Here is a 14,231-nt window from a genome sequence, read left to right as displayed (position 1 = left end):
TTGTATAATAAAATGTTTCCCATTTCATTGACTTGTGGCTATCCCTCCATTATGTTTCCATAACTTCACTGGTACTATGCCACTACTTTCACTGATATTAAAGCAAGTTATAACATTCTGTCTTTCCTTGCTACCGCTTCGTTGGATATAAGTCCTCTGCGTTATCAGCTTACCACGTTCCAATAATTTTATCCTTTCATATACCCTTAGGTAGTTCCTATAATCCTGTCTGCACAATACTGCCTGTAACAGTATAAGGATTTTCATAACGACAAATTTTACTCACCCTCACAGACCCTACAACTTCGGTAGGTGACGCATTTCTGCTCCATTTTTTTTTAGAACCTTACATTCGGAACTTTGTCAGTCTTTTATAATTTAGACATTCTTACCATAGGTCTTTTATGGACTCCCGACCTATCATACACTCGACCACCTCTGGTTCGCTTTTCCACAATCTCTTTCAAAATTGTTAGGGTGTATTCTCAGCCGACTTCACCGAGCTTATAACAAATTTATTCTTATAAATAAAAATGCTATTCGGAGTATCAGAGAAAGCCCTTCAAGGCGTTACCCTCTCATTTGACTTTTCAAATTATTAGTTCTTAAATAGCTTCGCTATTTAGGCAATACTTTTCATATTACAACGTGTCGCACTATCATAAATAATTGCATTCCAAATTTTTTCCGAAATATCATATACTTCTTTCATTTTTACTTTCTCCTCCCTTACTATGCACAATCAAAAAAATAATAGACCAATATGCTTGCCTATTTCGCACTCTACTGCTTCTGAATCAGTGTTCTCATCCAGTGCCTGGATTACCTATCTTTATTTCAATACTGCTCCATCCTTAAATGCATTTCCAACTTTTTCTCCAAGTACACGGTATGAACCCGTTGCAGAATCAAAGGAAAGTGGCTGTAATTTATCAAAATCAATATTGTCATTTTCATCAATGATTGATTCGTCTGCGCTCATGTTTACCACTTCACCGACTACTCTTAATTCTCCAAGTTCTTCGTTCATGCTGACAACCTTGCATTCCAAAGTTAATGGGAATTCATCAATGATTGGGGCGTCTACATGGATGCTCTTTGTTACATGAACCCCAGCTTTTGTAATCTTGTCTGCATCTTTTCCCGATTCAAGACCGAAATAATCTGCAATAACTAGATTCTTTTTATCTGCAAAGCTTACAGTAAATGCTTTTTTCAGCTGCAGATTATCCGTTGTCTTATGCTTAGAAAGATTCAATGCGACGTGTTTTCCTCCACATTGTCCTCCCCATGCAACATTCATTGCATCTGGTATGCCATTCTCATCATAAGTAGCTACGATTAATACTGGTAATGGTGTTACGATTGTTTTTGTTCCAAAATCTTTCTTCATTTCTTTTATCCTTCTTTCTTTTATAATTTTTAATATATAGTTTTATCCTGTATTAACAGATAGTTATTATTCTATGACCATATCGTAGTTGTTTAATAGGATATTAGATATCTAATCCGAAAATCCCCAATATTGAGTTCGCAATAATTCCGGATGCGAAGACATTTCACTAACTTCCTGTTAAGTAAAATTAACTTCCATTGTTTCTGTCGCACTGCTCTAAACAATTCCTTCTTGGAAAAGCACTTTCGCGTATGAAGTTGTCATAAGTACAAGTACCTTGGCTTCTAAACTGCTATTTAGATTTCTTCCGATGTTTTTTACGGGTATATATCTGTAAAAGCATTGAAAAATAATATGCGACACATGCAAATAAAACCATCATAGCAAGATATTCAGCAAAGAATAATATTGCTGGCTGATTAGGATCAAAGAATACAAACATGTTTTTCAAAAACATATAAGAGGCTATATCATTTTTTATAAATGCGTACAAACCATATGCAGCAATGATTATTGCTATTAATGGAAGCACTGCTTTATATGGACGAGAACCCGACTGAGTTCCAGATGACTTATTAGCTATACCCTTAATCATGTTTCCATGCATACCAAGATGCAAAGACATTAAAACAAATCCCCAATAAGCTGACAACATATGCAGTTCCCGTGCAAATGATGCGCTCCCATTTATGGGTAGAAAAGAGAACACATAGCGTGACATAATAATGCCACTAATCATTAATCCAATCATAGTTGCAAACACCATCAGATTGATAACAGTCTGCAGTATTCGCTGAGTGGTATACTTCCCTCTGAATAGATTTAGATGCCACTTGGCATTTAAGGCATTATGAATGATAAATGCTGTAAACATAACCGCTCCAATCCATTCATGTACTTTCTGTCCTGTTAACGCATAGGCCATGAGAACTGGTAGCAGCACAGTTAATAAAATATCAATTGTAATTTTAAATTTCAGCTTTGATGTCATTCTTTCATCCCCATTTCGCCAAGCCATTTAGTCACATCATCTTTTGCCTTTAGTACATTCTTATGATTAACGGCCAAGCCCTTTACAATAGCAGCATCTGGTTCTAGTTCTTTAATAGTATCTATGGTACTGGAAAATTCGCTGCCATCATGGGTACAAAAAGGTATAATATTCTTTCCAGATAAATCATATTCTTCAAAGAAACTGTATAGAGGCATAGGTAAATCATACCACCAATTAGGGTACCCAATAAAAATTGTGTCATAATCATCAAGATTTTCAATATGTGACAATAATTTAGGTCTGCCATTTGCTTTCTGTTCTTCTTCTGCAAAATCTACTAGTGTTTTTAGTTCTCCAGGATAATCCTCTTCTGTTTCAATTGAGAAGAAATCTCCACCAACCTGACTCTGAATTGTGTCCGCAAGAATGCGTACATTACCCTTGGCTTCTCCATTCACTTCACGCACACTGGCAGAAGAAATAGCATCTACTTCACTGTTTTCTGCCACAGCAAAGTAAACAATTAGGATTTTTTTACCTTCTGATCTGACAATCTTCGTTTGAGTATCATTTGTACCTGTCTCTGTTTTATTAGCGCATGCACTTAAGGATAAGATTAATAGTATTGACAAGATAGCGATTATTTTGTTTTTTATTTTCTTATAGATCATAGTTATTCTCCTTAAAAATTATTTCAATGTACTCAGTTCTTTCAAACATTCAATCATATCACTTCTCCACCTAGGCAAACTGCAATAGAACTCAAATTAAATTTTAATTTCTTCATCTGTAAGATAGAAGACAGGATCTTCAGTCCAAAAATCATTATGCAATGCTTCTGCTCTATCTCTAAAACTTCCATTACAGACATTTAATCACTTTCAATTAGAGCATCTTCCATTTAATTTTTTCAGTAAACATCCAAAGATTAGTCGTAAGTTCTGCTTATATACTTTTCCCAAAACTGAATTGCGTATTCAATCCACCCTTCCGCATCTGTACCAATTCCAAGTCCAAAACCATGACTTGCATTCTTATATTTTCGATATTCCACATCAATTCCGGCAGATCTCATTGCATTCACACGCCTTTCAACACTGTATACACTAGCAATAGGATCATCTTCACTAGATGTAACAAAGGTCGGTGGATCATTTTTAGTAAAGTGTTGATGTCCTGTATATGCCATAACAACAACACTTGGTTTAGGAACATCACTACCTTTAAATCCAGCAACTCCATAGGATCCAATATTTGCTGCCATCCGTGCACCAGCTGAACTTCCCCATACAGAGTAATCCAACCTGCTTACTCCTAGCATATCTGCATTCTCAAAAATATAAGATATGGCTTCCGCCAAATCTTCACAAGCCCTTTGTTCACCTCCCACACGATATTGGAGAACGAAGGCATTGTATCCTTTTTTGCTCAGCTCTATGGCGTATGGAAAACCTTCGTGCACAGATCCAACGTAAGAATAACCACCACCAGGACACACAATCGCGAAAGGAGCCCCAGGTTTTCCCTCAAAGAAAAATAAGCCGGTGTTTTTCTTTGAAGAATCCTCCTGCTTTTGCTGTTCTGTGTAGAAGTCGTAGAATATAGTTTTGCCTTCTTGAACTTTGTCAATCATGTAATTGATAGTATCTACAACCTTTTCAGGCATTACATGATTGTGATAAGGCAAAAGAGAGCCAACACTGCTTAGCTTCATATCCTCATCATATCCCCATTCTAATGGCAGTATAAATTGGCCAAAACCCTTGAATGCAGGATGACTTATGACATCAAGGACGGTATCACTGGTGCTAATATGGGTATAGCTTCCAACTGTATTTGCTTTATCGTTCTTCATTAGATTTTCTCCTTCATTTAAGCTCTTATCTGTATTACTATTTAAATTCAAGGTATTTATCTCGCCATTATCAGTGCAGCCTGTTATAAATATAATCAAAACGATCGATAGTCAAATGATTATTGTTCGCTTCTCTTTTACCACCTTTAAACACCCCCGAAAAAGTTAACTATTCTACTCTCTCACTAGTTTTCTTTTATATTTCTATTATAAGTAAATTTAAAAATTAACAGAAGTTTCAATAAGTTCTTCAGTACAAACCCAAAGGTTGTAACTCAATACAGTTAAAAGTCCACGATGCAACTGCAACGTGGACTTTTAACCTAATTTATTTTTTATCCGATGGCTAGCATCCGTAACACTCCCGGACGAGGTACCCCTTGATGGTACATTGTGACCCCTGAGGTTATAAGTTCAACTAAGATTCAGATGGGGATAAAACTCACCTGAATCAAGTTTCACTTGATTCTTCTAATTCAAAAACCTGCGAAACAGCATTTAAAAATGAACGTACATGCTCAGATGGAGTTGGTGAATGTAGTAATCCAAAGGGAATTTCATAGTTCCATTCTACAGGAAGAATTCTCAACAATGGGTGTACATTCTCCCAGAGATCAAATGCCATTAATACATCATTGCTATTTTCACACTGATTAAACACGCCCACATCATAAAACAGGAAATCTTTTATTGTAATTTCAGGATAATTATTAGAAATATCATCTCTCATAATATCAACATAACTGTTCCATCCTCTTCGAATCAACATTAGGTTTTCGCCAAACAAATCCTGAATTGTCAGCTTGCTTTTGGTAGCCAGTCTGTGATTGATGGATACTGCACAACAAATACGTTTTCTGGAAAGTTCCAGTGTTGCACATTTTCGCTGATGCAGAAATTCATCATCAAAAACGCCTGGCACCAAATCGATGTTTTGCCCCAGATTCATCAGAATTTCCCTAGCATTTTCCGGGGTGTTTTCAAATGAAACCAATTGAACTTTCAGATTAGTACAAAACTCATGAATTTTCGGCCATAATTCTATTAAAAAATGGCTCGGGGTCATGAATGATGTACCAATTCGAATAGTATTCAAATTCTTATCAATAGCATTTTTTGCTCTATCAATAGATTCTTTTGAATATTGAATGATATACTTTGCATCTATATAAAGGGATTTTCCTGCCTCTGTTAATGTAAGTCCCCGATGAGTTCTTACAAACAATTGTAATTCAAGATTAGATTCTAGAAGATTGATTTGTTTAGTAACCGCAGTAGGTGTAATATATAAAATCTGGGCAGCTTTAGAAAAACTCCCCGCGTCTGCTACTTGTATAAAAGTTTCTAACTGTGTATTGTACATAAAAAACACCCTTCCATTATTACTCATATTCATTCAAAAGCTGTTATTTTCTTCTATACTTTTAGCAGTTTTTGAAAAAGTCAACTTTAGCTTTCAAAAATATCATACACTGCATAAAAAATATCAAGATGTGTATCACTTCCATACTTCATTTCATCGAGCTCCTACGTTTATATTAAACTCCCTTTTTGTAAGCCGTGATGATAGTTGACTCTCAACCTGAACATTATTTAAATCTAAAAAAATGACTATGTTCATTACTAATATTATCGTATCACATTCGAGCAACGCGAAGTGAAGTATATTTTCATTTAATGTTTCATTTAACGGAATAAAAGGGAGCAATGATGACTATAAGATAATTAAAACAGTAAAAATCATAAATTATACTAAATAAACCTTAATCACCATTATATTGGTAATTAAGGCTTTTGTTAAAGCATATTTTTTAATTCTATTACATTAATTCCAATGGAATTTACTATGTTATTGGGATTTTATGTTATAACTAGTTTTAAATTTTGTATCGAAATTATAGCTATGTGTAAAGCACTCTTCTAATGAAAAGGAATGGTAATTTTTTCACGAGGCTTCATGCCCAACTGAAACTAAAGATGCACAATTCTCCTCTTGTGATTCCGGACTAGAAATACTCCATGTCCCGGGATTACTGTTATCTGGTATACGGTGATTCATGATATCTAGATACCATTTTTCTTTATGTTCAATATATTGGTACCTTTCATTTATTTCCTTCAATTGTTCCTCTAGTTGTTTCTTTTGTTCTATGATAATTTCATATCTTATTTCTATAGTTGATTCTCCCTGCAAGCACAGGTCTACATAGTCTTTAACAGCTTTTACGGACATACCAGATCCCCTAAGATTCTTTATTCCAATCAGCCAATTCCTAGACTCTTCATCAAAAAGTCTGTTTCCATTCTTATCACGCTTTAAAGAAGGCACAAGTCCTATATCTGTATAATACCTTACCGTATGTTCCGTAATATTAAGTAATTTTGCAATCTCTTTTACTGTATACATTATTACCTCGCTTCCATCGTCAAAGACGAAATATATTTTTAAATAATTTCTATAAAATTCTTGACTTCGAGTTACTCGAATGGGGTACACTAATTTTATCACAGCAAATTCCGTTGTGTAAAGATAGTTCTGCTTAAGTTAAATAACGAAAAGCAGGAGAAATTAGTATGAAGTATGTGGAATTAAATAATGGTATCAAAATGCCAATTTTGGGATATGGAGTATTCCAAATTGCAGATCCGGAAGAATGTGAAAGATGTGTACTAGATGCAATAGAAGTAGGTTATCGATTAATCGATACTGCTCAGGGTTATGGTAACGAAGAAGCAGTAGGAAAAGCTATAAAAAAATGTGGCATTCCAAGAGAAGAACTATTTATTACTACCAAAGTTTGGATTGCCAATGCTGGATATGAAAATGCAAAGAAATCTATAGAAGAATCTTTGAAAAAACTTCAGCTTGATTATTTAGATTTATTATTAATCCATCAGCCATTTAATGATTATTATGGAACTTATCGTGCGATGGAAGATTTATATAAAGAAGGAAAACTAAAAGCAATCGGTGTAAGTAACTTTTATCCTGATAGATTAATTGACATTATTAAGTTTAATGAGGTTGTTCCAGCAGTAAATCAGGTTGAAACACATATATTTAATCAACAAGTAAAGGCTCAAGAAGTAATGAAAAAATATGGCGTTCAGATTCAAGCTTGGGCACCTTTTGCTGAAGGGAAAAATAACTTATTTAGCAATGAAACATTGAAAGAAGTTGGAGATAAATATAATAAATCAATTGCACAAGTTGCTTTAAGATATCTTATTCAAAGAGGAGTATCAGTGCTTCCTAAATCCGTTAGCAAGGAAAGAATGATACAAAATATTGATGTATTTGATTTTGAATTAACAAAAGATGATATGGATTTGATCACTACTTTAGATAAAGGAGAAAGTTTATTCTTCTCACATTATGATCCACAAACAGTTGAATATTTAACAGGCTTAGTAAGATAGAAGAAATAAATATTCTAAAAAAACCATGCATAAACAATTTATATGCATGGTTTTAATTTTATTATGAATTTTCTAACTATATTCTAATATTCTTCAGAATACCTATGGTCTGAAATACAGTAATTATTCGTGAAGATCGTGGTGAAATAATATCACATGTCCAACTATAGAATAAACGTTATTTAATTGGTGCCGCTAAATTCAAGAGATTATGCTAAATTTATTTTAAAATTTATGATTCCAAACTATAATAATTGATCCAGTTCTATAGCTTCTTCTAACTCCTTATTAGGTCTTGTTTTCCATAATATAAAGAACGAGAAAACAATAATTACAAGGCATACCCAATAAACATGACGGAATCCTGCAAACTGAGCAATGATACCCCCGCCTAAATTTCCTACTAGCCTTCCAATAGTTGACCCATTTGAGTATATAGTTGTAGACATTCCTGGTGAATTAGGCATAAGATCCGTAAAATAACTTAAGCCATTTCCCATGATAATGGCTACTGTGGTTGCCTGCAAAATCTGTGCTACTATTAGTTGCCATGAATGTGTAGATACACTTAAAATCACATAGTAGGCAATAGAAATAAAACAGCCGTAAATCATCAATGCATGGTTGGATATTTTTTTACTAATAGCCCCAAGTACAATCATAATTGGAATTTCCAAACCAGCAGAAATACTTACCACTAATCCAACATCTGCATGAGTTCCATGAAGTTCATTTATAATAAATAACGGAGTGTTAATTCCATTAATAGTATTGACTACAAACAGTAATATAAAAGCTATAAATGGCAGCATTATATGCCTGCTTTTTAGCGAAGTATCATACGTGCTTTTTTTCTTATCAGTATTACTCTTAACTACTTTTTTATTTCCTAAAAAAAAGAATACAATAAATGAAATTATAATAAAAATTATGAATGTCCCCCAAAAGAGTCCCTTGTATCCCGAATATACTAAAATCATTGTTCCTCCTAGCGGTCCAATTAGAAATCCTAGAGAGACTAAAGAACGTAAGGCTGACATCGCAAAAGTTTTATCATCAGATTTACTTGCATTTGCTGATTCCTGAGCATAAGCATAAATTTGTGGCATGGCTGCCGCACCTAGTCCTGTAAAAATACTAACAACAATTAGTAGAATAAAGAAGTTATGAAACACTAAATACGAAGCATATCCCAAAGCAGATGATATCATGGCTGAAATAATAATCCATTTTCGATCCATCTCACTATCTGATCGTTTAGCAATAAATGAATTTACTACCACTCCACTCAATGATGTAATCGCCATAAAAATCCCAAAAGCTCCTGCACTCATACCTAGTTCCTCAGTACAATAAAGTGACAAATAGGGCTGGGTAATAGAAATCCCAATACCTACTAGCAGCATACAAATAATAAATAGATTATATCCTTTAATGGCAAATAAGTTTTTTAAACGTCTATACAAATTTTACCCCTCCCTATAGGTTCCAAGCTAACAATTATTTATCCTTTTCATTATCCTTAACTATTGGTTTTACCAATTCTTTCAAACATTTTAATAATTGAAATTATGATTTATAATTTCAATTAATTTAAATTTCTTGTTTTCATATTCAAATTTTAAAACACAGCAATTCCCAAGTCTTTCTTTTTGATCAACAGAACTTGTATGTTGCCAATATCTCATAAATTGCCTGCAAGCAGCTCCATGAGATACGATTAAAACAACCTCATTATCTTCCTTCATTATTCTTTGACAAGTATTAACAACTCTTTTTTGAAATGCTTTCTCCTCTTCTCCACCATAATTAGCAAAGAAGTTACCATAAGGAAGTGACGGGTTTAAATCTTCACTTTCACCTTCAAAAGTTCCAAAATTCCATTCCTTTAGACCTTTTAATCTTGTATAAGGCGTATCAGTTACAATTTCTAAAGTATCACAAGCTCTTTCAGCTGTTGAACTATAGGCATGATCAAAAATAATATTGTGCTCTTTAAAATATTTCGAAGCAGTTTCTGCTTGTTTAACTCCAAGTTCTGTAAGTGGTGAATCACACCAGCCTTGAACTTTCCTTCTTACATTAAATAACGTTTGTCCATGTCTCATTAGATATACTGTTTTTTTCACTGTCTTTCCCCCTACTGCATAGTAACTTATATTATTATCATAAACCTTGGAGTTCAGTCCATGTCAATGCTTTTTTTAGATTTTAAGCCTAAAATGAAAAGGTAAGTTCTTGATTGCGATAGTAAATTCGTGATTAATAACTTTAGTCTTGCACTATTTTTTTGATAAAATTTATATGTAAGTGGATTCCTCTAAGCTTATTGGAAGGTATAAAAAACGGAGCCTTTGCTTCATAGTTAAATCAACTATTTTGCAAAAGCCCCATTTATTTTCAAAATTTATTTAACATTCTTCTTAATCCAATTTTCAACATGATCTGCTATCACATCATTATTTAAATCCTGGAACATAAAATGATCATTTCCTGTAATACCTATCTTTGGAAGATCTACTACCGTACAGTTTCCACCCTTAGCAGTATACGCATCGGCAAAATTATAGCAAGCCTGACGCATTGCCTGCCACATCTTTGTTGCCAGAATAGTCGGATCTCCATTATCGATATAATCACCAAAATAAAATGTAACTGGTATTTTTTTCTCTGTAACTGCCTTATAATCCTCTGAGTCAGCAGCTGGTGCTCCGCCTGGCTCAATTGCAATGATTGCTGCAATGTGATCTGTGTATCCTGCTGCTGTCCATCCTGGACCACCGCCTTGAGAATGTGTTACTAAAATAGAATTTTTTCCTGTTCTTTTATATACCTCATCAATTGTTGCAGCTAATGCCTTTGCCACTGTCTTATTATCAAAGTCTGCTCCCATATCTGATTTCATACCTGTATCCGGTGTCATTTGTCGGAAGAACTGATCTACAGATGCTTCATCATTTGGAAACTGAGATTTTTCATTGACAACAGATTTTCCGCCCTCCCAGCGTCCGATTCTAAACTGAGTATACCAGCGTTGATCTAATGTCTTCGTACTGATATTACCACTTACCGAGGTCATACCAGCCTCTCCACGTCTTGGTTCATCTACTAGGAATACACCATGCCCTTTTCTCAAAAACATATCAGACCAGCCTTCTCTACCATCTGGAGTTGTCATCCAGCCCATACGTGACTGTCCATAGCCATGTAGAAATACCATCGGAAGCTCTGTATTATTTGCCGGAATTTGATAGAGTACATTTGCGTGATCTACATGAGAAGTCTGTCCAGCTCCACTTTCTTCCCACTGATTTTCTGGATTAAATGTACCATTAGAAGTCACTGTGGTTCCGCCTACTGAGAAGATTCCTTGTTCTGCAATAGATAAAACTTTTGAATTGGTATCATTTTTTGTTTCTGTTCCAGCAACCGATTTGCATGTTTCTGCATTAGTTGCTATACTTCCAGGTCCAGCTAATAATACTAAACTTATTGCACATGTTAACAGTAACGTTGTTATTTTTCTCTTTTTCATTAATTTCCCCTCTTTCCTTAATTTCTATTTTTTCTTATTCATGAACTTTAGCAGCATGCAGATATTTTACAAATTCAGGGCTGCTATGATCAACAATTTCACTATGTCCTAAATCCATTGCTTCAATTTTATTCATATCTTCCTGTGATAATTCAAAATCCCATATATTAAGATTTTCTACGATACGATTTTGATGTACAGACTTAGGAATAATTACAACTCCTCTTTGTGTATTCCAACGTAAAACCACCTGCGCAACTGATTTCCCATACTTCTCAGCTATCTCAGTAAGCATTGGATTTGTAAATATGCCATGTTTTCCTTCTGCAAGTGGTCCCCATGCCTGAGGTTGAACACCGAATTCTTTCATAGTTGCCAAAGCATTCTCCTGTTGGAAAAATGGATGAAGCTCAACCTGATTAACTGCTGGTACTACCTGAGCAGTTAAACAAAGATCCGTCAATCTTTCTGGATAAAAATTACATACTCCAATTACTTTAATTTTCCCTTCTTTATACAATTCCTCCATTGCACGCCACGCTCCATAATAATCACCTAACGGCTGATGTATCATATATAAATCCAGATAATCGAGACCTAGCTTATCAAGTGAAGTCTGAAATGCTTTCTTTGCTTCTTCATACCCTGCATCTTGTACCCATAATTTTGTAGTGATAAAAAGTTCTTCTCTTGGAACACCACATCTCTTAATTGCTGCTCCTACTGCTTCTTCATTAAAATATGCAGATGCTGTATCAATCAATCTATATCCTGCTTGAATTGCATCAACCACTGCCTGTTCACATTGTGTTGAATCCGGTACCTGAAATACTCCGAATCCTTCCATTGGCATCATAATTCCATTGTTTAATGTTATAAATTCCATTTCTTCTACCTCCAAATTTTAATAAGTGACATATCGTTTCTTATATTTGTATTATAAGTGACGTTTCGTTTCTTGTCAACTATATTTTTTTATGTTACACTAAAATCAAATTCAATTTGGAGGAAAAATAGATGACTGAATTTATTAGAGCCCGCAGCATCGAGCAAAAACAACGGCGCATGAGCGAAATCACAAAAGCGACTGATCGACTTTTTCATGACTATACTTATCACGATATTACATTAACCACCATAGCCGAAGCATTAGGGTGGTCTCGCGGTAATTTATATAAATATGTAACAACAAAGGAAGAAATATTCTTGGAATTATATCTGGAAAAGCAGAATAGCTATTTTTCCGACATAGAATCTGCTTTCGCAGACAAAGATGATTTAACCGATGAAGAGTTTACTAATTTATGGACCAGTATTCTAGATAAACATCATGACTATTTACGATATTACGGAATACTTGCTACCATTATTGAAACCAATGTTACTATAGATCGATTAACTGAATTTAAGAAAACTGTTCTTTCTGGTTTTAATCCCATCATACAAATTTTAACTAAGCATTGTCATTGTATATCAAGTGATAGAGCTACTACTCTTTATTGGACTTTACTATTTCACGCATGTGGATTAAATAACGGTTGTGATGTCAATCCACTTGTTGAAGAAGCAATGAAACTTGCTGGTTTACCAGAATTAAAAAATGACTTTTCCCAAAATTTTCGTAATTTTATGCTTATGTGCTTGAGTCACTACAGACATAATCCCTAATATTAAAAGGTAGTGAAGAAGATTTTGAATCTTCACTGCCTTTTAATATTATTGGTTACTAATGCAAAATTATTCCATTATCATCCTATTTCTTCTATTTCACTTAACGTTTTTTAGTATTAAAAAGCAAAAAACTCTTTACACCTTTTTTAAGGACAAGTATAAAGAGAATTTAATTGATAACTTTCTATTATAAAATTAAAAAGTATTAATTCTCAGATCTTTTTAGTTGATTTTCTTTTATATAAATGCCTTGTGCATATCTTTCTATTTTATAATTCAAACAATCTAAGGTTTTTTCATGTTCTCCATTTTTTGACCTAACTGTTCACGTTGTTCTTTTAACAGCTCTTTTCTTGCTTCAATAGTTTCGTTTCCTTGTTGAAACAGCGTAACATACTCAATTAAGACTTCAAGCAGTATCTTCATAGAAATTGAATCTTATACATCCCTCTTCTGTCTGAATTGATGCTGTCATTTGGTTTGCAACCTCTAAAAGCTCCTCTCGTTTTTCAAGTTTGACATTTAAAAATGCATGAATAATAATCATTAGAATCTCTCCTTTAATTTGTTCTTTATTCTATTGTCCCTATGTTCTTTGTAATCTAACTTAAGCAAAGCTATCCTTACACAACTGAATTTTCTACGATAAAATTATTGTACCCCATTCGAGTAGCTCTAAGTCAATGGTTTAATGAAAATGAATAAAAAATACATTTATATGATCATAGGTAAATCCATATATTTCAGAAAAACATTGAATTTAAAAAGAGCAACAAACTCACTCTTCATTAGTCTGTTGCGAAGTATCTCATTTCATTCTCCGTTTTATTTGATCTTTACATACACTTTATCTGTAACTTCTTCTAACCATTCATTAGATGCATCTTCTGCAGGTACTTCTACTGCCAAATGTGAAAAAGTACTGTCTTTTGCTGCCCCATGCCAATGCTTTACTTCAGCTGGAATGTTAACAACATCGCCTGGATGTAGCTCCTGAGGCTCTTTTCCCCATTCCTGATACCATCCTCTCCCCTCTGTTACAAGAAGAATCTGACCACCTTTATGATGAATGTGCCAATTATTACGGCATCCAGGTTCAAATGTTACATTTCCAATTGGTACTCCAGTAGTAGTAAGCATATTTAGATATGCCTGCCCAACGAAATACTTGGCAAACTTTTCTGGAAGGGGCTCTCCTTTTGGAAAAATTGTATTATTATTCAATTCTTTTTTATTACTCATATTCTTTAATCTCCTTTAATAATATGATTTACAACACCATCATTATATTCCCTGGAGCTCACTCAAAGTAAAGCAATAACTCCAATTTTTAACCTAAACATTTAATCTAAGCCTTTAA

At 34.0% G+C, this 14,231-nt stretch carries 14 protein-coding genes and 2 pseudogenes; 2 read left to right on the top strand and 14 right to left on the bottom strand.

Annotated elements, in window-relative coordinates:
• Positions 1-832: 832 nt before the first annotated feature.
• The 7 genes and pseudogenes from DIC82_08420 to DIC82_08390 all read right to left on the bottom strand — a co-directional run bounded on the left by DIC82_08420 (position 833) and on the right by DIC82_08390 (position 6,652).
• A complete protein-coding gene (locus DIC82_08420) occupies positions 833-1,393 on the bottom strand; it encodes a flavin oxidoreductase (GenBank protein AWK51038.1) in 561 nt (186 codons plus the stop codon).
• Between the two features lie 295 nt (positions 1,394-1,688).
• Entirely contained in the window at positions 1,689-2,387 is a 699-nt protein-coding gene (locus DIC82_08415; GenBank protein ID AWK51037.1) for a hypothetical protein, read from the bottom strand.
• A complete protein-coding gene (locus DIC82_08410; GenBank protein AWK51036.1) occupies positions 2,384-3,061 on the bottom strand; it encodes a flavodoxin in 678 nt (225 codons plus the stop codon). The genes DIC82_08415 and DIC82_08410 overlap by 4 nt, the downstream gene beginning before the upstream one ends.
• Before the next feature lie 96 nt (positions 3,062-3,157).
• A pseudogene (locus tag DIC82_08405) lies at positions 3,158-3,301 on the bottom strand (heme d1 biosynthesis radical SAM protein NirJ1).
• A 17-nt stretch (positions 3,302-3,318) separates the two neighbouring features.
• Positions 3,319-4,344, bottom strand: coding sequence for an alpha/beta hydrolase (locus DIC82_08400; protein AWK51035.1), 1,026 nt, complete (start codon positions 4,342-4,344; stop codon positions 3,319-3,321).
• 352 nt (positions 4,345-4,696) lie between these two features.
• Positions 4,697-5,608: a LysR family transcriptional regulator gene (locus DIC82_08395; GenBank protein ID AWK51034.1), complete on the bottom strand. Its 912-nt coding sequence runs from the start codon at positions 5,606-5,608 to the stop codon at positions 4,697-4,699.
• Positions 5,609-6,190: 582 nt separating this feature from the next.
• The gene (locus DIC82_08390; protein AWK51033.1) at positions 6,191-6,652 is read right to left on the bottom strand and encodes a MerR family transcriptional regulator; all 462 of its coding nucleotides are present in this window, start codon (positions 6,650-6,652) and stop codon (positions 6,191-6,193) included.
• Between the two features lie 167 nt (positions 6,653-6,819).
• On the opposite strand from DIC82_08390, the gene DIC82_08385 reads away from it, so the two are divergent.
• Entirely contained in the window at positions 6,820-7,665 is an 846-nt protein-coding gene (locus DIC82_08385) for a 2,5-diketo-D-gluconic acid reductase (GenBank protein AWK51032.1), read from the top strand.
• A 245-nt stretch (positions 7,666-7,910) separates the two neighbouring features.
• On the opposite strand, the gene DIC82_08380 is transcribed toward DIC82_08385, so the two are convergent.
• The 4 genes from DIC82_08380 to DIC82_08365 all read right to left on the bottom strand — a co-directional run bounded on the left by DIC82_08380 (position 7,911) and on the right by DIC82_08365 (position 12,086).
• Positions 7,911-9,131, bottom strand: a complete 1,221-nt coding sequence (locus DIC82_08380) for an MFS transporter (protein ID AWK51031.1) — start codon at positions 9,129-9,131, stop codon at positions 7,911-7,913.
• Positions 9,132-9,221: 90 nt separating this feature from the next.
• Complete coding sequence (locus DIC82_08375; GenBank protein AWK51030.1) at positions 9,222-9,794, bottom strand: histidine phosphatase family protein; 573 nt, start codon at positions 9,792-9,794, stop codon at positions 9,222-9,224.
• A gap of 278 nt (positions 9,795-10,072) precedes the next feature.
• Complete coding sequence (locus DIC82_08370; GenBank protein AWK51029.1) at positions 10,073-11,200, bottom strand: alpha/beta hydrolase; 1,128 nt, start codon at positions 11,198-11,200, stop codon at positions 10,073-10,075.
• Between the two features lie 34 nt (positions 11,201-11,234).
• Positions 11,235-12,086 (bottom strand): 2,5-diketo-D-gluconic acid reductase, encoded by an 852-nt coding sequence (locus DIC82_08365; protein ID AWK51028.1) that lies wholly within the window; start codon positions 12,084-12,086, stop codon positions 11,235-11,237.
• A 131-nt stretch (positions 12,087-12,217) separates the two neighbouring features.
• Between DIC82_08365 and DIC82_08360 the strand changes: the two genes are divergently transcribed.
• Positions 12,218-12,868, top strand: a complete 651-nt coding sequence (locus tag DIC82_08360; protein AWK51027.1) for a TetR/AcrR family transcriptional regulator — start codon at positions 12,218-12,220, stop codon at positions 12,866-12,868.
• A gap of 208 nt (positions 12,869-13,076) precedes the next feature.
• Here DIC82_08360 and DIC82_08355 read toward each other — a convergent pair.
• From DIC82_08355 to DIC82_08345, 3 genes and pseudogenes are all read right to left on the bottom strand, one after another.
• Positions 13,077-13,285: pseudogene (locus DIC82_08355) on the bottom strand (MerR family transcriptional regulator).
• Entirely contained in the window at positions 13,281-13,415 is a 135-nt protein-coding gene (locus DIC82_08350; GenBank protein AWK53054.1) for a hypothetical protein, read from the bottom strand. Before DIC82_08350 ends, DIC82_08355 begins: the two are co-directional and overlap by 5 nt.
• A 281-nt stretch (positions 13,416-13,696) precedes the next feature.
• Positions 13,697-14,095 (bottom strand): cupin domain-containing protein, encoded by a 399-nt coding sequence (locus DIC82_08345; protein AWK53053.1) that lies wholly within the window; start codon positions 14,093-14,095, stop codon positions 13,697-13,699.
• Positions 14,096-14,231 lie beyond the last annotated feature (136 nt).

This window comes from Clostridium beijerinckii, assembly GCA_003129525.1.
Classification (GTDB): Bacteria; Bacillota; Clostridia; order Clostridiales; family Clostridiaceae; genus Clostridium; species Clostridium beijerinckii_D.
Note: the sequence above shows the minus strand (reverse complement) of the source record. Positions and strands in the feature narration are given on the sequence as shown.

Coding starts and splice junctions, on each gene's coding strand:
- DIC82_08415 (AWK51037.1), bottom strand. CDS start 2,387: ATGACATCAAAGCTGAAATTTAAAATTACAATTGATATTTTATTAACT.
- DIC82_08390 (AWK51033.1), bottom strand. CDS start 6,652: ATGTATACAGTAAAAGAGATTGCAAAATTACTTAATATTACGGAACAT.
- DIC82_08370 (AWK51029.1), bottom strand. CDS start 11,200: ATGAAAAAGAGAAAAATAACAACGTTACTGTTAACATGTGCAATAAGT.
- DIC82_08395 (AWK51034.1), bottom strand. CDS start 5,608: ATGTACAATACACAGTTAGAAACTTTTATACAAGTAGCAGACGCGGGG.
- DIC82_08360 (AWK51027.1), top strand. CDS start 12,218: ATGACTGAATTTATTAGAGCCCGCAGCATCGAGCAAAAACAACGGCGC.
- DIC82_08420 (AWK51038.1), bottom strand. CDS start 1,393: ATGAAGAAAGATTTTGGAACAAAAACAATCGTAACACCATTACCAGTA.
- DIC82_08410 (AWK51036.1), bottom strand. CDS start 3,061: ATGATCTATAAGAAAATAAAAAACAAAATAATCGCTATCTTGTCAATA.
- DIC82_08365 (AWK51028.1), bottom strand. CDS start 12,086: ATGGAATTTATAACATTAAACAATGGAATTATGATGCCAATGGAAGGA.
- DIC82_08385 (AWK51032.1), top strand. CDS start 6,820: ATGAAGTATGTGGAATTAAATAATGGTATCAAAATGCCAATTTTGGGA.